Below are 21,781 nucleotides of genomic sequence, written 5' to 3' on the forward strand. Positions count from 1 at the left end.
GTCAGTACATGATTGACTGATCCACCGCATCGCAGGCAAGCCAGCTCCCACCATTGACCTGCGGTTAGATCACGAACCGCGCCACCATCCCATTCAGGTCCACCGCCAGGCGCGACAGCTCATGGCTGGCCGCGCTGGTCTGGTTGGCCCCCGCCGCCGATTGACTCGCCAGGTCGCGGATATTGACCAGGTTGCGATCCACCTCACGGGAGACCTGGGCCTGTTCTTCCGAAGCGCTGGCGATCACCAGGTTGCGCTCGTTGATCAGGCTGATCGACTGGGTGATCTGCTCCAGGGCCACCCCCGCGGCGCGCGCCATTTCCAGGGTGGCGTGGGTGCGCTGGTTGCTCTGCTGCATCGAATGCACGGCTTCACCGGTGCCGCTCTGGATACCGGCGACCATTTTTTCGATCTCTTGCGTCGACTGTGCCGTGCGGTGAGCCAGCGCCCGTACTTCGTCGGCCACTACCGCGAACCCGCGTCCGGCTTCACCGGCACGTGCGGCTTCAATAGCGGCGTTGAGTGCCAGCAGGTTGGTCTGCTCGGCAATCGCACGGATCACGTCGAGCACCTTGCCGATGTCCCGGCCCTGGGACGCCAGGCCTTCGATCAGTACGGCAGTGCTTTGCACGTCCTGGGTCATGGTCTGGATGGCACCGACGGTTTCCACCACGCGGTCGCGGCCTTCACGGGCGGCCTGGTTGGACTGGCCAGAGGCTTCGGAGGTGGACACTGCATTGCGCGCCACCTCTTCCACGGCAGCGGTCATTTCGTTGACCGCCGTGGCGGCCTGGTCGATTTCATCGTTTTGCTGCTGCAGGCCCCGGGACGCTTCCTCGGTGACAGCACTCAGCTCTTCGGCGGCAGAGGCCAGTTGTGTGGCCGAACCGGCGATATGGTGAATGGTCTGGCGCAGGTTGGCCTGCATGGCCGACAACGCGCCGAGCAGGCGCGCCGGTTCGTCCTTGCCGTCATCTTCGATGGTTTTGGTCAGGTTGCCACCGGCAATGGTTTCAGCCATGTCCACGGCTTTGCGCAGCGGCGTGACGATGCTGCGAGTGAGCAACCAGGCCAGCAGCACCGTCATCAGCGCCGCCACCACGGCGACAATGATGATTCCGGTCACCGCCATCTGATAACTGCTCTCGGCGTTACGCCCGGCCTGATCCGCGTCCGCACTGTTGATCGCAATCAATTTGTTCAACTGCTCACCCATCAGGTCGGTGCCGTCCTTGATCCGGGTGTTGATCAGGCTGCGCATCTCCTCGACCTTGTTCTGCTGGGACAGCGACATCATTTCGGCCTGGGCGCTGAGGTAACTGTCGAGGGTAGCGGCGAACGTCTTGTACAAGGCCGCCTCTTCCGTACCCGCCGGCATGGCGGCGTAGGCGCTCTGGGCTTGTTTGACCTTATCCACCAATACCGCCACACGGGTCTTGGCCTCATCCAGGGCCGTCGGCTCCCGATTGATCAAGATGCGGAACGAGAGAATGCGCAGGCGCAGTACGTTCTCGGTCATGTTGCCGAGGAACTTCACACTGGGCAGTTGGTTGGTGCCCATGTCCAGCGAGGCCTGGCGGATCTGGGTCATGCGGTTGACCGCAAACACCCCAAGAATCACGACAAGCAACGCAATGAACGCAAAACCGAGAAAAGCGCGAGGGGCAATATTCAGATTACGAAGGGACATAGGGGTGCTCTCAAGAAGTGGTGGTGGCGGGCGTCCTTGCCGCGACACGATCAGTCGGCGTCAACGCGCCGCTCTGACCTTTGGGCGCCACTGTTGTCGTTGGAATGTGGGCCTTTCCAGGCTATCGGCAGGCTCGAGGATTTAATGCAGGATGTTGCGAAATATTTTTACACACTTCTGACAGCCGGCACTTTCTGGCATCCTGCGCGCCCCTTTCCCTACCGGGCTCGTATTTTGTCTGACACTCAAACCCCTCGCCCCCGTTATAAATCCGACCTGATCTACGGCCTGGAAGACCGCCCGCACTTCACCGCAGCGATTTTTGCCGCGTTGCAGCACGTGCTCGCCAGCTTCGTCGGCATCATCACCCCTACCCTGATTGTCGGCGGCGTATTGGGCCTGGAAAGCGAAGTGCCGTACCTGGTGAGCATGGCGCTGTTCGTCTCGGGGCTGGGCACTTTTGTGCAGGCGCGTAAATTCGGGCCTGTGGGTTCCGGGCTGCTGTGCCTGCAGGGCACCAGCTTTTCGTTTATCAGTGTGATCCTCAGCGCCGGCTTCATGGTCAAGGCCCGGGGCGGTGGCACCGATGAAATCCTTTCGACGATCTTCGGCATCTGTTTTTTCGCCGCCTTTATCGAAGTGGTGCTCAGCCAGTTCATCGGCAAGCTGCGCAAACTGATCACCCCGGTCGTGACCGGCACCATCATTACCTTGATGGGCCTGTCACTGATCAAGGTGGCTGTCACCGACATGGCCGGTGGCTTTGGCTCCAGCGACCTGGGCGCAGCCGGTAACATGGGGCTGGCAGCGCTGGTGCTGCTGACCATTGTGGTCCTCAACCGCTTCAGCAACCCGTTCCTGCGCCTGGGCTCGATCGTGATCGGCCTGACCCTGGGCTTTGTCGTCGCTTGGTGGATGGGCCGCGTCGACATGGCCGCCCTGCCCCAGGTGCCGCTGATCAGCGTACCGGTGCCGTTCAAATATGGTTTCTCGTTCGACTGGGTGGCGTTTATCCCAGTGGCGGTGATCTTCCTGATTTCGCCCCTGGAAGCCGCTGGTGACCTGACAGCCAATTCGATGATTTCCCAACAGCCAGTCAAAGGCCCGCTGTACATCAAGCGCATCAAGTCCGGCCTGCTGGCCGACGGCCTCAACTCGGCCATGGCCGCCACCTTCAACAGCCTGCCCATGGTGACCTTCGCCCAGAACAACGGCGTGATCCAGCTCACCGGCGTGGCCAGCCGCTATGTGGCGTACTTTATCGCCGGTCTGCTGGTGCTGCTGGGGTTGTTCCCGATGATCGGTGCCGTGCTGCAACTGATGCCCAAGCCGGTGCTCGGTGGCGCGACCCTGATCATGTTCGGCACCGTGGCCGTGGCCGGGATCAAGATCCTTGCCGAAGCCGGTCTGCACCGCCGCAATGTGCTGATCGTGGCCATCTCGCTGGGCATGGGCCTAGGCGTAGCCGCGGTACCGGAAGTGCTGCGCGACCTGCCCAAGGCACTGCACAACATCTTCGAATCGCCGATCACTGTGGGTGCGTTTTGTGCGATCGTGCTGAACATTTTCCTGCCGGAAGAGTTCATAGAGCTGGAAGAAGACGAATTCGATCCGGAGTCTTCTACCCTCAAAGTCATGCAAGACCCGGACGTTACGAAATAGGAGCACCTTTCAGATGCGCAAGCTCATGGTTCTATCGTTACTGCTGCTGACCTTGAGCGCCTGCGCGCTGTTTCCCAACCGCGACCCGGTCAATATCACCGTGGTGGGCATCGAGCCCCTGCAAAGCCAGGACCTGGAAGTACGGTTTGCCGTGAAGTTGCGGGTACAGAACCCCAATGAAACGACGATCGACTACAGCGGCATCGCCCTGGACCTGGACGTCAATGGCCGGCCGTTGGCGTCGGGGGTGAGCGATCAAAACGGAACCATCCCACGCTTTTCCGAGACGGTACTGATGGTGCCCGTGAGTGTTTCGGCCTTTTCTGTGTTGCGCCAAACCCTGGGCCTGAGCCAGACCCAGAGCTTGAACAATCTGCCCTACGTGCTGCGGGGCAAACTGGCCGGTGGCCTGTTTGGCACAATGCGGTTTGTGGAGCGCGGTACGCTGGACCTGCCGAACACAGCCACCTGGTGAACACTATGCAACCGACGCTGTACACCGAACGACTGATTTTACGCCCACTGACCCTGGACGATGCCGAAGCCAGCCAGGAGCTGTTTCCTCACTGGGAAGTGGTGCGCTATCTCACCGCCGAGGTGCCCTGGCCCTACCCGGCCGACGGTGCGCGCAGCTACCTGGAAAACGTGGCCTTGCCAGCCATGGCGCGGGGCGAGGAATGGCATTGGACGATCCGCCTCAAAAGCGCACCTGAAGTGATGATTGGCAACGTCTGCCTGACGGACACCGTGGACGACAACCGTGGGTTCTGGCTGGGCCGACAATGGCAGGGCCTGGGGCTGATGACCGAAGCCAGTGCGGCGGTCACCGACTACTGGTTTGGCGTACTCGAACGCCCGGTATTGCGCGCGCCCAAGGCCGCACCCAACCTGGGGTCGCGGCGGATCTCCGAGCGTGAGGGCATGCGGTTGATCAGGACGGAAGTGGGGCAGTTTGTCGAGGGCACCTTTCCCCGGGAAATCTGGGAGATGACCCGCGAACAATGGCTGACACACAAACGCCTGAGCCAATGAAGATCCAAATGTGGGAGCTGGCTTGCCTGCGATAGCGGTATGACTGCCGACATTTACATTGGATGTGCTCCCGTCATCACGGGCAAACCCGCTCCCACATTTTTTTACCGCGTTTAGTCACTGATGTAGCGCACGCCGGGCCTGGCGCGCTCATCCACGGTCAGCTCGAACACATCCGGCCGAGCGTAGTGGCCCACCACGTCGTAGTCATAACGCGCACGCACCAACTCGTCTGTATCGATCTGAGCCGCCAACAAGCCAGCTTCACCTCGCAGCGGTCCGGCGAGGACATCGCCCATCGGGCCGATAATCACACTGCCACCCGCAATCAACGGGCGCTCTGACGGCCAGTTGGCAACCTCCACACCCAAGGCCTCGGGCGATGCCTGCACCTGGCAGGCGCTCACCACAAAGCAGCGCCCTTCATGGGCCACATGACGCATGCTCACTTGCCACATTTCACGCTCATCCACGGTCGGCGCACACCACACCTCGACGCCCTTGGCGTACATCGCCGTACGCAATAGCGGCATCATGTTTTCCCAACACACTGCGCCGCCGACGCGCCCTACCGCTGTGTCGATCACCGGTAAGGTGGAGCCATCGCCCTGGCCCCAGATCAGCCGCTCGGTACCAGTGGGCATTAGCTTGCGGTGCTTGGCTACCAGCCCGCCCGCCGGTTCGAAATACAACACGGTGCAATACAGCGTGCTGCCACTGCGCTCGATCACGCCGATGACCAGGTTGGCCCCAGTGCGGGCGGATAACCCGGCCAGCACGTCGGTCTCGGCGCCCGGCACATCCACCGCATTGGCAAAATAACGGGCGAACGCTTCACGCCCTTGCGGCAGGCGGTAGCCCAATTGTGTACCGAAGCTTTCGCCTTTGGGATAACCACCCAGCAAAGCCTCAGGCATCACCACCAGTTGCGCGCCGCTGCGCTTGATTTCGTCCTCATACGCCAGGATCTGCTCAAGGGTTTCAGCCTTGCCACCAGGCAGGGAACCGATTTGCAGGGCTGCCACTATCGAAACGGGCATCACGATCACTCCAAGTCAGGGGGGTTGCCCATTCTCCCGCCAGCCTCGATCATGAATAAAGCCCACTTCAGTGCTGAATGATATGAGCCAAATGAATATCGACCGGATCGACCTGAACCTGCTGAAAACCTTCGAGGCCCTGCACGACGAGTCCAGCGCCAGCCGCGCGGCGTTGCGCCTGGGTGTGACGCAATCGGCCATCAGCGCAGGCTTGCGGCGGCTGCGTGAGGTGTACGGCGATCAATTGTTCGTGCGTACCGGGCGCGGACTCGCACCGACATTGCGTGCCAATCAATTGAAACCAGTCATCAGCGAAGCCCTTGATCGCTGCCGCCAGAGCCTGGCCATGGTCGACCCGGATAACCAGCACTATCAGGGACGCTCCGTGGTCGTGGGTTTGTCGGATGATTTCGAGATTGCCTATGGCCGTCGGCTGATGGAGGAGCTCGCACAACGGGCACCGAAACTGCGGGTAATTTTCCGTCAGACCCACAGCCAGATTGTTGCAGCCGCGCTGCTCGATCGCACCCTGGACCTGGCGATCACTGCCGGAGGTTTTGCCCAAGGGCGACTAAGTCGCCAGGTATTGGGGGAAGGTGATTACCGCTGCCTGGTGGACTCGGACCAAGCCAGCATTGGCCTGGATGAGTTCGTCACACGGGAGCATGTATTGGTGTCGTCAGGCGGGTTTATCGGGATTACCGATGAAGGGTTGGCGGCACTGGGGTTGAGCCGCCAGGTGTGTGCATCCACCAGCCACTTTGCTGCACTACCGTATCTGCTCAAGGGCAGCCAGGCGGTGGCAACCATTCCCGGGCATGCCGCCGAAGCGATCGCGGGTATGACGGGTTTGCGTGTGCTGCCCTGCCCGCTGGCCCTGCCGCGCTACCCGGTGGAGTTGGGCTGGCGCACCCAGGCACAGCTCGACCCGTTGCTTCTGAAGGTGCGCGAAGCGATTGTGGCGTGCTTTATTTAGCCGCTGCCATCAGCTTGTTGACTTCACTGCGCACCATGTTGGAAAACTCCGGCGGCGACATGCCGTCAAGCTCGGCACGGACCCATTCGGCCCACTTTCCCTTGCGCTTGGCGCGCTCACCAAACAAACGCGCGGCTTCGCCCTTGGCTTTGCCCAGGTTGGTTTGCCACAGGTCATAGAGGCGCGACTTTTCATCTTCCAGCTCGGCACGTTCGGCGAGGGTCTTGTTGGCCAGATTGAAGCTCATGTTGAATTACCTGCTGCACAAATAGGTGACATCTTACACTGTAGGTCGAAACTTCCCGATCCGGATTTCACCCGCAATCGCCCCAGGCGCAAAAAAAACTGCAACTTTTGCTGCAGCCCGATACTCCATTGTTCACTGTTACATTCACCTGCAAGGAGTCACCCAATGGCCCGCAAAACCACTGCCCAAGCCGTCGAAGACCAAATCAAGGACCAAGCCTTCAGCGAACTGACCGCGCTGATCGAAGAATCGGACAAACTGCTCAAAAGCAGCGCGTCGCTGGTAGGCGAAGAAGGTGAAACCCTGCGTGAGCAGGTCGCTGTCAAACTCAAGCAAGCCTTGGACTCGGTGTCCAATGTGCGTGAGCGCAGCAAACCCGTGGTGGATGCCACCGAGACCTACATCGGTGGCCATCCATGGCAGACCGTGGCGATTTCCGCAGGTGTCGGCTTGGTGGTCGGCCTGCTGCTGGGTCGTCGCAACTGATCGATCCAAGAAGGCTGCGCCCGATGGAGCGCAGCCTGTTTTACTGCCCGGCCAATTCCCGCAGCCGCGCCAACTCCTCAGCGTCAACCTCAATGCCCTGCTCGTCTGACTGCACCCGCGTGCGATGACGTCGATCCCCCGGCAACCGTCGCAGCCCTGCCGCATGCATCTGTCGCACCAACTCCTGGCTACGCTCGGCGAAACGTTGCCCGGTGGTCTTGCTCGGGTCGATCACAATCAGCAACTGCCCCGTCCACGGCGTGCGCGCCCCTGGATGGTCAGCCCAATTGAACTCGAAGGAAAAATTACCCCCGGTCAGGGCTGCCGCCAGCAACTCCACCATCATCGATAACGCCGAGCCCTTGTGCCCGCCAAAGGGCAACAACGCACCACCTTCCAGCACGGCCTTTGGATCTTCAGTCGGCTGGCCCAGGCTGTCCACGCCCATGCCCGGTGGCAGGCGCTCCCCCTTGCGTGCGGCGATCTGCACATCGCCATGGGCGATAGCGCTGGTGGCCAGGTCAAACACGATAGGCGGGCCATCGGCACGCGGTGCCGCGAAGGCGATCGGGTTGGTGCCGAACAATGGGCGGTCGGCGCCATGGGGCACCACGCACGTCATGCTGTTGACCACACTCAGAGCCACCAGGCCTTCTTCGGCGAAGGGCTCGACATCAGGCCACAAGGCGGCAAAGTGATGGGAGTTATGAATAGCCAACAAGGCAATCCCGGCGCTGCGAGCTTTTTCTACCAGCAGTGGGCGGGCAGCCTCCAGCGCTGGCTGGGCAAAACCATTGCCAGCGTCCACGCGGATAAAGCCCGAGGCCACATCCGTGACGATGGGTTCGGCCTTGCCATTCACCCAGCCACTGGCCAGGGTACTGACATAGCCAGGTATACGGAAAATGCCGTGGCTATGGGCGCCATCGCGCTCGGCGCTGGCACAATTGTGTGCCAAGGTCGCTGCGACCTGCGGCGATGTACCGTGCAGCACGAAGACCCGATGGAGCAACGCCACCAGCTCGGCGAAACCGATGCGGGCCAACGCCCGCTCTTGGACCTGTGACATCTGAAGCTCCGATTTTATGATTGGAAGGGGCAACAAGACTGGGTATCCAGGCCGTCGATTAAACACCGTGGGACAAGCCCACTGTCAACCTGCGTTTTCTTCTCTTGCGCTCCCCTGCGGCAGTTATCTACCTCTGTGACTGCTCGGCGCCCTCCTACCCTGTGGTTTTATCTCGCCGGCTCAGGTCGGCAGCGACGGAGACCGATCATGGCACGGGTAACACCACCCTATTTTTTTGATGAATTCCTGCAACCGATCAAAAGGGTCAAGCCTTCGGACCGCGAGCATGCGCTGGGCCTGACCATGAAGGACCTTGACTGGCTGCATACGCTTTACTACGCCACCGACGAAGCCCGACAGAACTCAACGCGGGGGGAAGCCCCGATGGTGGTCGAAACACTGTTGATCAACCTGGCCCAACCACCCGCGATCCCCCTGGCGGGTGCGTTTTTGATGAGCCCCAGCCCGGATGAAAGCAAGGCCGTGCTCTATACGCCTTATGGCGGTCTTGAGGTGTTCGATAGCCGAGCCATCCTGCTGGAGCAGGTGAGCGAACGCCTGAAAGACCCATTAGAACGGGTGGACCTACTGCGCTTCCTGTCCATATCCCAACGCGACCTAACGCCTATAGAAACCACGCTGACCGTCACAACCACACTGATCAGCGGCGCGGTAATGGCGGATCAGGAACGCATACTTCAGGACGCGCAAATGCAAAATGCCCAGGCGATGCTGGAGCAATTGCGTAAAACGCCCGCCCTGCCGTGGATGCTCGATACCTTGCTGACGATCATGGGACGCTTGTATTTCCCGAAGTTGGATCAGCGCGATACACGAATGGACAGTTTCATCGCCAGCCCGAATGCGGGCCTGGAGAAGCGCCTGGTGGCTTCGGTCCCCTTGAGTGAAGCGCTGCTGCAGTTTTATGCACGGCAAGCCTGGCCAGTCGACCAGACCCGACGCTTTCACAACCCACGCCAGACTGCCGGCGATGCACAACAAACACAGGCGCTCCAACAATGGGAAAGCCTGGTCAGCCAAACCGCCGGAATTCTTTCAAAATTGCTCAATAGCCTGTTGTTGACCTATTGGAACGAGGACTTCAATAAAGGCCAATCCCGGCTGGAATTCTTCGCTCAGGTCATGAGCGACAAATTCCGCGTGGACCTGCTGCTCAAGCGCCAGAACGGGATTCTGTCCGCTGCCGAGAGCCAAGTGTTGCTGGCCATGTTCCTCCCGGACCAGGCGGCTCGCACCGCCCATGCCGACACGCTGCGTATAGAGAAAGTACGCATCGAAGCGCCCTACCACCATTACATAGACTTGGCTGGCACCTTGATGATCAGCGACAGCTACACCTACCTCTACACCCAGTCCCGAGGGTTGCAGGTGCTCAAGGATATGGATGATCTGACGGACACCTTGCGTGCCATGCTCAAAGCGCGAGGCCATGAAGATGAACTGCTCAACTTCGTGTCACTTGACGAACGCAGCACATTTATCGGCTTGGACCACGTACAGGTCACTGGCCTGCCGATTGCCAGCGGCGTGTTCGCAGAAATGGTCGAGGACATTGCGACCAAGCAACTGAGCAACCTGGAGCATGCCTTGGGGTTGTACCGTCGCAGCGATGGCGCGGTCGACCTGGACGCCTTGCTGGATCAGGCGCTGGATGTGCGCCATATGCTCGACAGCCGCTTGCTGGCGCTGGACTCAGGCGGCCGCTGGACCCTGCATCCGGTGAGCAGTGACAACGGGCGCCCTTCCACCGTACAAGCCGAGCACGCCAAACAGCGACTACTGCAGTTGCAGGCCATCGACGCTGCGCTGGCATTGGAACGAAGCCGCGCACCAACCTTGCGCCGCCTGGTAGCCCATGCATTGAATGCCGAGCTGGAAAAGCGCCAACTGGGCCTCAAGGCAGACGACACCTACATCAACACCTATGACTCCCCAGCCCAACAGCGGGAAGAACGATTGGCCCAGACATCGTTGAATATGGTGGAGCACTTCATCGAGCGCCTGGCCAACCAGGCAGGACGGATAGCGGAATCACCAAACACCGGTTTCTTCCAGAAGCGCGAGGCCGGCGCTGCCAACCAGTTCAATAACCTGGCTATCCGCACCTTCAACACCATCATCGATCAAGTCATGTTGTCGTTTACCCAACATGACTTGCGTACATTGCCCCGCCTGTTCCTGGAAACCCAGCAAAGCCACTTGAGCCAAAGCCTGATGCTGGGACTGCGAAACGAAGCCGACCTCAGATTGCTCAACAAGAGCCTGGGGCCACGCGGTCGGGCCATACTCGACACTGTCTTGCGCCCTGACAGCCTGACACGCCTAACGCGACATGGCTTGAACGGTTTCTTGCCCGACGCTTTCGGCCTGACCCTCACGCTGGGAGCCGACCCCACGCCCCATGGCCTGGCCAACTGCTTCGTACTCACCGAGCGCGGGGGTGTGGACCCCCAAAGGTCCGGGCAAGTGCAACTATGGACGCCTGGCAGCGGCCATGAAACCTTCCCCTCGGTGGAAGCCATGCGCGTGCAATTGCAGCGCCGTCTGGAGGATCCACTGGCCCGTCTGACGTTTCTGGAAAACCTCGACACCTCCAAGCGCCAGCCTCACCAGGCTTATCACCTGGGCCCCCTGCAGCGCATCGACGAAAACCTGCTGGACAACCGCCAGCAAACCTACAGGAACGCCCTGGTCGATGGCATTGACTACCTGCTGACGATGAAGCTTAAAGCCCGTCAGTTGCAGGATTGCCTGGATGCGCTGATAAAGCAGCCCGCTCCGACCAACGTGCCTCGGGCCAGCGCCGTGGCGCGTGCAATCATTCTCCAACAAGCGTTACCAGTCTGGCTGGGCATGACGACACCTGCCGAACAGATTTTGCAGGCCGAACTGCTGGAGCAAATCCGACTCAGTGCGCCGGACGACCGTGACTACCTGCACGGTGTGCCGGCGTTGCGCGAGCACGTGGTGACCCGCTTGACCGAACTGCTCGGCGCACGTTACCCGGACGCGAATGTGCTGCCCGACAACGTCCTGATCCCCCGGCGCCGTGCCGTGGAAGGAGATATCCAGACCCTCACCGACTTTGCGCTCAGGCACCATCCCAACCTGCCGGGCGAAGATATTCGACCGCGCTCACGCACCGCCACGCCGTTACCAGCAACGCTGAACGCCAGTGCAGTGATTCAGATGGTGCAACAATTGGACCTGGCAAAAACCTACCAGGCCTGGGTGACGACGCATTTGGCTGCCGATACCGAGGGTGCGCGCAAGCGCCGCGACCGGTTCTGTCGGCAACTGCCCTGGCAACTGTTACGCCATGCCCACGAAGAGAAACTTGAGGAACGGCTATCTGCCACGGCCTGGGGCTTGGTCCAGCAAGTGTTCGATATGCCTGACGCGCTCGCTCGCAAGAGTGTCACGGGGGCCACAGCGATGATCCGCCCCCTTGAGTTGATCGCCACCGAAGGTGCGACGCCGGCCCTGGTATCGGGGGTCTACGTGATCAGCCCGAACACCAACGCCGCTGGCCCGCTGGTGTTGTATGCCCCTTACAGCCCGCGGCACACCCTCAAGGAATACCCACGCGAGGAAGACCTGATCCGCGAAATCAGCACACCGGGCCCCCTGCAAGACTGGGTACTCAGGTGTCAGCAAGATCCCCACCAGTCGACCTATCGCCACTTGTTCTCCCAGCAAGACCAGGCCAACGCCTCAGAAATACACCTGGGTAATAACCCAATACTGGGCAATATCCTGATGCGCCTGTTCAAGGACAACATTCACGCATTGACCCGGATGTTTTCCAGTCAATTCGATAAGTCGGGGCACAGTGAGTGGGAAAGCCTGGCCAGGCTCCTGCATACAGGTGTCTCAACCATCACGCAATTCATCCAAGGCAAACTCTACTTCCCATGGGTGGTATGGCGCAGCTATAAGCTGCTGGAAGTTGCAGCTGAACATCTCCAACAACAGCGCTTTGGCGAAGGGCTCAAAACCTTTATCAAGGGCCTCGCAAAACTGGCTACATTGCGTAATGAACTGGCCCTGCAACCAGAGCCGTCGCCGCCTTTGTCGGCTGACCGCCCGCCGGAGTGGGACAGTGAGACTCTGTCACCGGCAACCACCCTCGCGTCTCTGGACATCACTGAGCCCCGTCGAACCCAGTTGCAGGTGCTTGAACATCACGGCGTTGCCCTCACAGACCTGAGCCACCAGCCCAGGACATATATGTATCAGGACAAAGCCACGAATCGGCATTTCGTACCCCTGGCGGGCAAGGTGTACCCCGTGCGCAAGGCCGGTGAGCAGTGGCGCCTGTCCAATGGTGAGCAGCACGGGCCTTACGTACGCTGCAACGCCGCCAACCAATGGGTACTGGACCTGAATCGACACCACCCACGCTACGGTAAGACTTTGTCGTGTCATAGGGCACGCTACCGGACTCGCACCGCCGAGCGCCAGGTCATGAATATCGAAGCCGTAGGAATGCAAGCGATTCGTGCCTTGTCCAGCTGGAAAGCTCAAGTCATCAATGAGGCGCTCAATGTTGCAACCTTCTACGCAGTCAATTGCAAGCGCAACATCCTCAACTTTACACATATTCGTGACCCGAACAGTCGGATGGGACGGTTCTTCACCGAGTTGTTTGGCGTGCTCAGTCTGACCCCGCAGCAACTGCGCAAGATCGAAGATTGTGTGGATGAAGTGCTCAATGAACTGGTCAACCACACCCTGACCAGCCCCGACTCCATGCGTTTTGTATGCGGCACGGGTCATCCGGGGGAGGAACACAGCTTTGCCTTTACATTGCCCGATGATGCCGACCAGAAGATCTACTTGCTCAATCCCTTTTTCGCCCCACCTTTCGACATTTATGAAAATCGCCTGAAGACGCCGTTCAACATCGTGGCCCACGCACGTGCCTCCGTCCTGATCCATGAAATTTCACACCTCAAATGCCTGACCGAAGACGTGGCCTACCTGGACAGCATGCGGCCCTTTCCCGACCTGATAAACCTGAGTATTCGCGGGGCACCACTGCTGAAGACTGAATTGGTGAATCTGCGTGACACGGCCTTGTCCCTCCTCACTCCCGCCACCATTTTGTTCAAGACGTGGAACGAATGGGCATCGGCTTGGGAGGACCTTGGAACCTCCCGGGGGTCGCTGTCAGTCAAACGCAAAGTCCTGCAGATCACCGGCGCAAAGACGCTGGACGACGCTCGGCAGACATTCATGACGGACTCGGACAAACGCATCAGCACCATCCTGGCCAACGCGGACTCCATTACCTATCTGATTACGCAGGTGGGACGCGTGCTCGATATGGGAGCCTGAGCAAGCCTGAAAGGGAAAGTCCTGTTTTTTAAGGAGGATTGCAAACGAGAATAGCTCCCAATTGATGCGCAATCGCCATGATGGATGTTCTCGCCGTCCCGTTGTGGAGGTTAGAATGTATGAAATCAGGATGAGTTAATGACCGAAAAGTCCCTTTCAGAAGCCGAATATGACGCTATCACCGACGCCGCGGCGCATTGGTGCATGCGTTTGCACGCCAGCGATTGCATGAGTGCTGAACGTGAGGCTTTTGCACAATGGCACGACGCCCACCCGCTGCACGCCTTCGAATACGCGGCGATGCTGGAGATCTGGGATGTCGCTGACCACCTGCCACGCAATGAACCCACCGCTGTCGTGGTGCCGTTCAAGCCTCGCAGCCGTTTGCGAACTTACGCAGTCGCGGCGGCTATCAGCCTGGTTGCGCTGCCCCTGGCGGCCTTTACCGGTTGGGAAGCAGGCTGGTTGCCAAGCGCTTATGAGCACTATGACGCCACCCACGGGTTGCGACAGGTCACTTTGAGCGATGGCAGCCAGGTGGAACTCAACCTCGGTACAGAGTTGGTCTACACCCACTACAAGGATCAGCGCCGGGTCACGCTGAAAAAAGGCGAGGCCTTCTTCAACGTCAGCCATGACAGCGCGCACCCGTTTATCGTGCGTGCTGGCGAAGGCCAGGTGCGGGTCACCGGCACCCAATTCAATGTCTGGAAATATGAAGACCAGGTGCGAGTGATGCTGCTTGAGGGCTCGGTGCAGATTTCCAGCGACAAGGTACACGGCAGCGTGCCGCTTACACCCGGCATGCAGGCCAGCTACCAACCAGGTGACGCGACACCACGCGTGCAGGCGATCACACCCAACGATACGGCCCTGGCCTGGCGCCAAGGCAAGTTGATCCTCGACAACCTCGCGCTCACCGACGCACTGCCGTTGATCAATCGCTACTTGAGCAAACCGGTGATGCTGGCAGACGCCAATACCGGGGCTATTCGCATTGGCGGCATCTACAACATCAATGAGGTCAACAACCTCATCCCTTCCCTGCCCAAAGTGCTGCCGGTCTACCTGACCCAGAACGTGGACGGAAACCCCGTACTCAATTCCATCCCGCGTAAAACCCCCAAGGGCTGAGTTTTCCTTCCAGGGCGGGTTTTCTTTCGCCCTCAGTGTCCATTTTTGAAACACCTCACTTGCCTGAACGAACCGCCTTACGCGGATTCATCGTTTAGTTCGCCACCCTGTTTCATTGTTGAAACACCCCATCGGGGCGTCGGGTATGTGCGGGCGGGTCAACGCTGTTCCAACGATGAGACACAACGCTGTTCCTTCCATTGCGTGCCAATCACAAGCTTTTGAATAACAACAAAAAATCAAAAGCGGCACGCCTTCTGCTCTTTCCCTGACAACGCTGTTTAGGGTCAGCGCGAAGAATAAGGAACACTGCCGTGGACACACACAATCCAGGCTCTCTGAGCCTCCTGCTGATCGGTTGCGTACTGAGTGCCAGTGCAAGCCTTCCCGTGTTTGCGGCCGATGATGGCGTGATTGTGATCCAGCGCACCGTCCAAGGTCACATGGCCGGCCGTTCACCCGGCGTCGACCCCAACCCCACCACCGTAAATGCCAACCCCTCGTCACAAGTACTGCGTGCTACCAGCGAACTGGGCGACAGTGATTTCGCCAGGGTCAGCAGCGGTGCCAGCATCACTCGTAGCATTCTGCCTGGAGGCAACCTCCCAGGCCTGAGCAACAACGGCGGCGGCATTGGCCTGGGCGCCGGGAGCGCAAGTGGCCCCGGCAGTGGCAGCAGCATTGCCGGCACGATCAACGGTGCGGTCTCCAGCGGCCTGGCCCCCTTGAATAACATCAGCGGCATGGTTGGGGGAGCGATGAAATGAAGCGCTCCTGGATGCTGCTCGCGGCGCTTGGTTGCACAGCGGCGATGGCCGACAGCAACAACAACGCCACCATCGATAACTCGGGCACTCAGTACAACGGCGTGGCCCTGGTCAACCAGGCCGCCGGCGACCAACAGCAATTGAGCAACAACATCGCCATTTCGACAGGCCACAACGCCCAGTCGAACATGACCATCACACAAAAAATCAGCGGTGTTCCCAACGACCGCTCCCTGAACGCCAAAGCCGCGATCCAGGGCAACTCTTTCAGCAATGGCAACGGCGCACTGAGCGTGAATCAGTCGGCCGGTGTGCAGAACCAGATGATCAATGCCGTGCGGATCAGCGTGAATGCCGGGCCGCAAAGCATCGATGACAGCGTCATGTCGCAGCAGAACGTGACGCTGGCAACCGACTCAGGATTGACCTCTACCACTGGCAGCCGCCAGGTCGTGACCAGCGACCAGGCCTTCACCGGCAGCCGTGGAGTGGTACAGGTCAACCAGAGCGCCGGGGTGGGGAACCGAGTGGCTAACACCCTGAACTTACGACTCAACTGATGGAGCTGAGTCGATAGCTAGACCGTACCAACACTTAACCAACTAATAGAAGCAAGGAGATACACCATGAAAACTTCAATGGCTCTCAAACCACTGGCTTTCGCTCTCGCAGCACTCATGGCTGTTGCAGCTCAAGCAGGCGGTTATCACGCACCTACCACAGCGGCGGCGACCACCCTGGATGGTCAAAGCAACCATGGCAACTTGGTGATCAATGACAAAACCAAGAATAACGCCTCGATCAATGACTCCAACAACCACAACAGCGGCGTGACCAACAGCAACGCCCTGAGTGGTGACAACAACCAAGGCAAAAACGACGTGGCCATCATTTCCGGTGATGCGGACTTCGTGTTCGCCAGCACCGGCACCGCACAATCCAACACCGGCAACGTGGTGGTCAACAACGGCACGCATAACAATGCCTCCCTCAACGACAGTGGCAACCACAACTCGGGTATCACTCAACTGAACGCTGCAGCGGGCACCTCCAACCAAGCCAGCAGCAGCGTTGCCATTGCCTCGGGTAATGGTGACGGCGGTGCCGCAGCGGTCACCGGCGTGCAGGACGTGTCTGCCAACCTGACCTTCAACTCCAGCGGCCACGGCTGGAACAGCAAACCTGTCGTGAACAACGCCAGCATCAACAGCTCGATGAACTATGGCAGTGGGGTGATGAACTCCAACTCCCTATCGGGCAGCAACAACCAAGGTCAGAACAACGTAGCAATCACTCGCTTCTGATCCAGATAGGGCCTTGGCAACAAGGCCCTTTTTATTTCCAGTGTCCAACAGGTCATACGATCATGCGCCTCGTTGCCTTCCTCCTTCTGCTGACACTCACCAGCCCGACCTGGGCGGGGCAAATGGCTGTGGTCATGCCCAATGGCGCAGTGATCTACAAGAATGTCGAAAGCATTCGCGAACGCAAATTCGCCAACCTGGTGGAACAAAAAACCGACTTCAGCTGTGGCGCTGCCGCCCTGGCAACCATCCTGCGCCAGGCCTACTGGAAAGATGTGGATGAAGAGCATGTGATCAAAGGCATGCTGATCAACGCCGACCAGGACCTGGTTCGCACTCAGGGTTTCTCGATGCTGGACATGAAGCGTTACCTGGAAAGCATTGGTATGCGTGCCAGGGGCTATCGGATCAATGGCGAGACGCTACTCACGGTAAAAGTACCCGTGATCGTGCTGCTGGACATCCGTGGCTACAAACACTTCGAGGTGATGCAACGGGCCGATAAGGACTGGGTGTACATCGGCGACTCCGTCCTGGGCAACAAGCGTTATGCACGAGACGACTTCATCAAAGGCTGGAACGGCATCGTGTTCGCCGTCCTCGGCGAAGGCTACGACAAGGCCAATGCCCTGCTCACCCCACCTACGCCCCTGACCGCCAAGAACAAGCTGAACGAGTTCGCCCCAGTCCGGGACAGTGAATTGATGGACTTCGGTTTCATACAAAGCGACTTCTTCTAGAAGCGCATACGGAGCAGGACGCTCCAGGAGCACACAATGAACACCTACCGTTGGCTGACGGTCATGTGCCTGGCAGCCTCAATGCCCGCTCATGCAGCATCGGCGTTCAAGCCGATCGAGCTCAAGGATGCGGAACTGGCCGATTTGCGCGGGCGCTTTGTGATGCCGGGGCGAATTATCAGTTTTGGCTTGGTCATGAGCACCACGTGGACCAATTCCACCGGTGCAACTGTCACGGGCACCGCCAGCATGCAAGTCAACTCATCCACGATTACCCCGCAGTTTTACGTACAAGTCACCGGTCATGACGGCACCGGCATCTCGAAACAGCCCAACGGCACCGGAACGGTCATCGGTGGCAGCGGCCTGGGTACCGGCCAGGGCGTGACCCAAAGCGTGCGCGCCGCCGGTGACGGCAATACGGCCAATAACGGCGTGGACATCAATGTCACGCAAAACGGCCTATCTCCGGCCAATATTGTGCAGTCAGGCCAGGCATTGGTCGCAGGTCAACCGATTACCGGTGGCACAGCCGCAGGCCAGGTGACGGTATCGGCGGTCAATGGCGGGTTGCAACTGGCGCTCTTGGCTAACAACAACCAGGGCCATGCACTGCAGCAAATTGGCGGAGGCAACCTGCTGCAAGGCACGGTTATTCAAGGCAACAGCAACTTCATTAACAACATGACTCAGCTCAATGTTGTCCTTGGAAACCCTGCCTTGAACAACTTGGCGCAGAATCTCAATCTTAATCAACTCAAGGGACTACGCACTCCAGGTTCTTGAACTACGCTGAGCCTCGACACTTACGCTTTAAGAAAGGGACGGCTTATTTCATGCATCGATCGTTATCGTTACGTGCCGTAATTTGTTTGAGCACGCTCCTGCCGGCATCCGTGTTATATGCCGCGCCGGATGCCGACATAGACACGTTGAAAAAGGAACTGCTGGAGCTCAAGCAACGTTACGAAGTGCAGCAAAAAGCACTGGCGGTGCTGGAACAACGCGTAAGGCAAGTGGAAGACCAACCGGCGACACCTGCGCCCAAACGCTTGGCCAAATCTCCGGCCGACTTCCAGAAAGGCGTCACGACGGTCGCGGGCAATACGCCTGGCGTGGGCGCCGCTGCCGCTTCGGGTGGAGCTGCGGGCGGGGCCTCCTACGGCCAGTCATTGAAGGACGATTCGGCTCCCGCACAAAGCGTGAGCAACTTGTACAACGAGGCCAGCGGCTTCTTCGGTAACGGCAAGTTCAGCTTTGAGACCGGTGTCACTTACTCTCGCTACGATGCGCGCCAGTTAACGTTGAATGGCTTCTTGGCACTGGACTCGATCTTCCTGGGCAACATCAACCTGGACCGGATCAAGTCAGATAACTGGACGGTCGACCTTACCGGCCGCTACAACCTCGACAATCGCTGGCAGTTCGATGTGAACGTACCGGTTGTCTATCGAGAATCGACCTATCAGTCCGGTGGCGCCAACGGTGGCAGCGGTACGGCAACCTCTGAACAGTCAGTCACGCGCAACCCGACGATCGGTGACGTCAACTTCGGGATTGCCTATAAGTTCCTCGACGAGAGCATCAACCTGCCGGATGCGGTGGTGTCGGTACGGGTCAAGGCGCCTACCGGCGAAGACCCGTTTGGTATCAAGCTGGTCCAATCCCCCACCAATACCAACCTTTTCGTACCGGAAAACCTGCCTACGGGTAATGGTGTCTGGTCGATCACACCGGGCATCTCCCTGGTCAAGACGTTCGACCCGGCAGTGCTGTTCGGCTCGCTGTCTTACACCCATAACCTGGAAGAGTCTTTCAGTGACATCAGCGCCAACGTCGGCCAGAAGGTGCCCGGCAAGGTACAACTGGGGGATAGTTTCCAGATAGGTGCCGGCGTGGCCTTTGCCTTGAACGAGAAAATGAGTATGTCGTTCTCGGTGTCCGACCTGGTGCAACGCAAAAGCAGGCTCAAGCCTGATGGGCAGGATTGGCAGTCGGTGGTTTCCAGTGATGCCAATGCCGGTTACTTCAACGTCGGCATGACCATCGCGGCCAGCGACAACCTGACCATCGTGCCGAACCTGGCCATTGGCATAACCCCTGACGCACCATCGTTCAGCTTCAGCCTGAAGTTCCCGTACTACTTCTAAAAGCCGCACAAGGAAAAGCCCCGCAACGATAAGGGTCGTTGCGGGGCTTTTCGGTTTACCCGCCCTAGCGGATCTGGTGTTTGTGCAGCAACCGGTAGAACGTCGGCCGGGACACGCCCAGCACGCGGGCTGCGACACTCAGGTTGTCGCTGTGCCGGTTGAGCACATCGCACAGCGCCTGGCGTTCGGCACGGTGCTTGTAATCTTCCAGTGTAGCCATCACTGGCGCGATTGCCTGTCGGCTTTGCAAGCCCAAATCGGCGGCTTCAATCTGGCGCCCTTCCGCCAGCACCAGGCCGCGCCGCACGCGGTTGGCCAACTCCCGCACATTGCCCGGCCACTGGTGCTCGCCCATGGCCACCAACGCATCCTCACTGAAACTGCGAGGACGACGGCCGGTTTCCTGGCTGTAGAAGTGGGAAAAATGGTTGGCCAGCATCCCTACATCGCCGTGACGCTCACGTAACGGCGCGGTCACCACCTGCAGGACATTGAGCCGGTAATACAGGTCTTCACGAAACGTGCCGTTGGCCACGGCTGCTTCCAGGTCAACGTGCGTCGCGGCCAGCACTCGCACATCCACCGGGATGGGCTGGCTACCCCCTACACGCTCTATCTGCTTCTCTTGCAGGAAGCGCAACAGGTTGGCTTGCAGCTCCATTGGCAAGTCGCCGATCTCGTCGAGGAACAGCGTGCCGCCATGGGCCGCTTCGATCCGCCCGACCTTGCGCTGGTGAGCACCGGTAAACGCACCCTTCTCGTGGCCGAACAGTTCGGACTGGATCAGGTGTTCGGGAATAGCGCCGCAATTGATCGCGACAAAGGGCTTGGCATGGCGCTGGGACTGGCGATGCAGGGTCTTGGCCGCCAGTTCCTTACCGGTGCCGCTGTCACCGCGGATCAATACCGGTGACTCGGTAGGCGCCAGTTTGGCCAGCAGCTTGCGCAGCTCCCGGATCGGACGGCTATCCCCCAGCAGTTCATGCTCAGGTTCGTCGACCCGCGCATGGCATTTGCCACGCAAGCGTGCCATGCCAAAGGCACGTCCCAGGGTGACTTGCACCCTGGAGACATCGAACGGCAAGGTGTGGAAGTCAAAAAACCATTCGCAGACAAAATCACCGACGTTTTGCAGGCGCAGCACATCCTGGCTGAGGACGGCGATCCATTCGGTGCCGCTACGACTGATCAACTCCTTGACCGCCTCAGGCCGCTCCAGATGATAAGGCTGCAGGCGCAACAGGCCGACATCGCAAGAGCGCTCACCCACCGCCTCCAGGCTACAACTGTCCACCTCCCACCCCACGCCGCGCAAACCAGGCAATAGGCCGTGACAGTCGTCACACGGGTCGACCACGAGCAAGCGGCGCTGGACAGGTGTAACAACCATGACTATTCCCTGGCGTCAAAATTGTTAAAGTTATTTAGAAACAAGCATTTGTGGCAGTTCCTAGTAACCCTAGCAAGATCTTGACGCCTGCTTTGTACCGTTTCGCTATAAGTAGGCGGCCAAAAGCCACGCCCTCACCCCATGCCGGAAAAAGTTTCGCTGTTCGCAAACTTTCATTCAGCTTTCAAAACAGCCGCTTACATGACGCTAATCACAGAAAGTTGAAATTTATGGTTCTAACATGTGACCCGTACCCCGCCATCGTGCATCAGTACAAGTAACCCGCCGCACGGTCAGCCCAACCGACGGCATTTCACTTGAACGGGCATTTAGAGAGAAGACCCACATGAACGCCCCGCTCCGCATCAACGAAGCTCTTTTGATCGCAGACCGTGCTTTCCAGCCCTTTCAGTGCGTAGCCTGGCACGATGGCAACGGCGCCCTGAGCCTGAGCGTCATCGACCGGACCAATACCCGTATCGGCCGCAAACAGCTGTCTTCGAGCGCCTATACCGACCCGGCGCAACTTGAAAACTTATTGCTGCAAGCCCGCGCCGAACTCGACAAAGATGGCTACCAGTTGCAATCGTGGGCAATGCCGAAGTAATTAACGCAACGTCGATTCGGCTTTCTCGATAAAAACATGGCTTGCGCTACTTCATAGTCGATGTTCGAGCGAAGTCATGAAAGTTGGCGACTCGGGAGACGCTATTGTTGGCGTCCCCGAGCAGGC

Annotated in this window: 19 protein-coding genes; 14 read left to right on the top strand and 5 right to left on the bottom strand. The window is 59.1% G+C overall.

Annotation, left to right across the window (positions count from 1 at the left end):
* Nucleotides 1-64: 64 nt before the first annotated feature.
* Complete coding sequence (locus ACRESD_RS22685) at nt 65-1,690, bottom strand: methyl-accepting chemotaxis protein (protein ID WP_431752951.1); 1,626 nt, start codon at nt 1,688-1,690, stop codon at nt 65-67.
* 234 nt (nt 1,691-1,924) lie between these two features.
* On the opposite strand from ACRESD_RS22685, the gene ACRESD_RS22690 reads away from it, so the two are divergent.
* The 3 genes from ACRESD_RS22690 to ACRESD_RS22700 are packed head-to-tail and all read left to right on the top strand — an operon-like array spanning nt 1,925 to nt 4,384.
* Complete coding sequence (locus tag ACRESD_RS22690) at nt 1,925-3,352, top strand: nucleobase:cation symporter-2 family protein (protein ID WP_431752952.1); 1,428 nt, start codon at nt 1,925-1,927, stop codon at nt 3,350-3,352.
* A 13-nt stretch (nt 3,353-3,365) separates the two neighbouring features.
* Nucleotides 3,366-3,827: an LEA type 2 family protein gene (locus ACRESD_RS22695; protein WP_431752953.1), complete on the top strand. Its 462-nt coding sequence runs from the start codon at nt 3,366-3,368 to the stop codon at nt 3,825-3,827.
* A gap of 5 nt (nt 3,828-3,832) precedes the next feature.
* Complete coding sequence (locus tag ACRESD_RS22700) at nt 3,833-4,384, top strand: GNAT family N-acetyltransferase (protein WP_431752954.1); 552 nt, start codon at nt 3,833-3,835, stop codon at nt 4,382-4,384.
* A gap of 113 nt (nt 4,385-4,497) precedes the next feature.
* Here ACRESD_RS22700 and ACRESD_RS22705 read toward each other — a convergent pair whose 3' ends face one another.
* A complete protein-coding gene (locus tag ACRESD_RS22705) occupies nt 4,498-5,424 on the bottom strand; it encodes a carbon-nitrogen hydrolase family protein (RefSeq protein ID WP_431752955.1) in 927 nt (308 codons plus the stop codon).
* Nucleotides 5,425-5,506: 82 nt separating this feature from the next.
* Here ACRESD_RS22705 and ACRESD_RS22710 point away from each other — a divergent pair, with 82 nt between their 5' ends.
* Nucleotides 5,507-6,400, top strand: a complete 894-nt coding sequence (locus tag ACRESD_RS22710) for a LysR family transcriptional regulator (RefSeq protein ID WP_431752956.1) — start codon at nt 5,507-5,509, stop codon at nt 6,398-6,400.
* Here ACRESD_RS22710 and ACRESD_RS22715 read toward each other — a convergent pair.
* Nucleotides 6,393-6,647 carry a hypothetical protein gene (locus ACRESD_RS22715; protein ID WP_003190904.1) on the bottom strand — a complete coding sequence of 85 codons (255 nt, stop codon included), beginning with the start codon at nt 6,645-6,647 and terminating at the stop codon, nt 6,393-6,395. The two genes, ACRESD_RS22710 and ACRESD_RS22715, sit on opposite strands and share 8 nt — an antisense overlap.
* Before the next feature lie 165 nt (nt 6,648-6,812).
* Between ACRESD_RS22715 and ACRESD_RS22720 the strand changes: the two genes are divergently transcribed.
* A complete protein-coding gene (locus ACRESD_RS22720) occupies nt 6,813-7,133 on the top strand; it encodes a DUF883 family protein (protein ID WP_431752957.1) in 321 nt (106 codons plus the stop codon).
* Nucleotides 7,134-7,173: 40 nt separating this feature from the next.
* On the opposite strand, the gene ACRESD_RS22725 is transcribed toward ACRESD_RS22720, so the two are convergent.
* Nucleotides 7,174-8,202 (bottom strand): Ldh family oxidoreductase, encoded by a 1,029-nt coding sequence (locus ACRESD_RS22725; protein WP_431752958.1) that lies wholly within the window; start codon nt 8,200-8,202, stop codon nt 7,174-7,176.
* Nucleotides 8,203-8,409: 207 nt separating this feature from the next.
* Between ACRESD_RS22725 and ACRESD_RS22730 the strand changes: the two genes are divergently transcribed.
* From ACRESD_RS22730 to ACRESD_RS22765, 8 genes are all read left to right on the top strand, one after another.
* Nucleotides 8,410-13,563, top strand: a complete 5,154-nt coding sequence (locus tag ACRESD_RS22730) for a dermonecrotic toxin domain-containing protein (protein ID WP_431752959.1) — start codon at nt 8,410-8,412, stop codon at nt 13,561-13,563.
* A gap of 138 nt (nt 13,564-13,701) precedes the next feature.
* On the top strand, nt 13,702-14,697 hold the full coding sequence (locus tag ACRESD_RS22735) for a FecR family protein (RefSeq protein WP_431752960.1): 996 nt from the start codon (nt 13,702-13,704) through the stop codon (nt 14,695-14,697).
* Between the two features lie 314 nt (nt 14,698-15,011).
* Entirely contained in the window at nt 15,012-15,464 is a 453-nt protein-coding gene (locus ACRESD_RS22740) for a hypothetical protein (protein WP_431752961.1), read from the top strand.
* A complete protein-coding gene (locus tag ACRESD_RS22745) occupies nt 15,461-16,024 on the top strand; it encodes an adhesin (RefSeq protein ID WP_431752962.1) in 564 nt (187 codons plus the stop codon). Before ACRESD_RS22740 ends, ACRESD_RS22745 begins: the two co-directional genes overlap by 4 nt.
* A 66-nt stretch (nt 16,025-16,090) precedes the next feature.
* Entirely contained in the window at nt 16,091-16,768 is a 678-nt protein-coding gene (locus tag ACRESD_RS22750; RefSeq protein ID WP_431752963.1) for a heme utilization protein, read from the top strand.
* Between the two features lie 62 nt (nt 16,769-16,830).
* Nucleotides 16,831-17,508: a C39 family peptidase gene (locus ACRESD_RS22755; protein ID WP_431752964.1), complete on the top strand. Its 678-nt coding sequence runs from the start codon at nt 16,831-16,833 to the stop codon at nt 17,506-17,508.
* Between the two features lie 36 nt (nt 17,509-17,544).
* Nucleotides 17,545-18,294: a hypothetical protein gene (locus ACRESD_RS22760; protein WP_431752965.1), complete on the top strand. Its 750-nt coding sequence runs from the start codon at nt 17,545-17,547 to the stop codon at nt 18,292-18,294.
* Nucleotides 18,295-18,344: 50 nt separating this feature from the next.
* Nucleotides 18,345-19,658 (top strand): hypothetical protein, encoded by a 1,314-nt coding sequence (locus tag ACRESD_RS22765; RefSeq protein WP_431752966.1) that lies wholly within the window; start codon nt 18,345-18,347, stop codon nt 19,656-19,658.
* Nucleotides 19,659-19,722: 64 nt separating this feature from the next.
* Here ACRESD_RS22765 and ACRESD_RS22770 read toward each other — a convergent pair whose 3' ends face one another.
* Nucleotides 19,723-21,048: a sigma 54-interacting transcriptional regulator gene (locus tag ACRESD_RS22770; protein WP_431752967.1), complete on the bottom strand. Its 1,326-nt coding sequence runs from the start codon at nt 21,046-21,048 to the stop codon at nt 19,723-19,725.
* Nucleotides 21,049-21,394: 346 nt separating this feature from the next.
* On the opposite strand from ACRESD_RS22770, the gene ACRESD_RS22775 reads away from it, so the two are divergent.
* Entirely contained in the window at nt 21,395-21,655 is a 261-nt protein-coding gene (locus ACRESD_RS22775) for a hypothetical protein (protein ID WP_431752968.1), read from the top strand.
* The last annotated feature ends 126 nt before the right edge of the window (nt 21,656-21,781 follow it).

Origin of the sequence: Pseudomonas sp. (assembly GCF_050739995.1) — a bacterium.
Lineage (GTDB): Bacteria > Pseudomonadota > Gammaproteobacteria > Pseudomonadales > Pseudomonadaceae > Aquipseudomonas.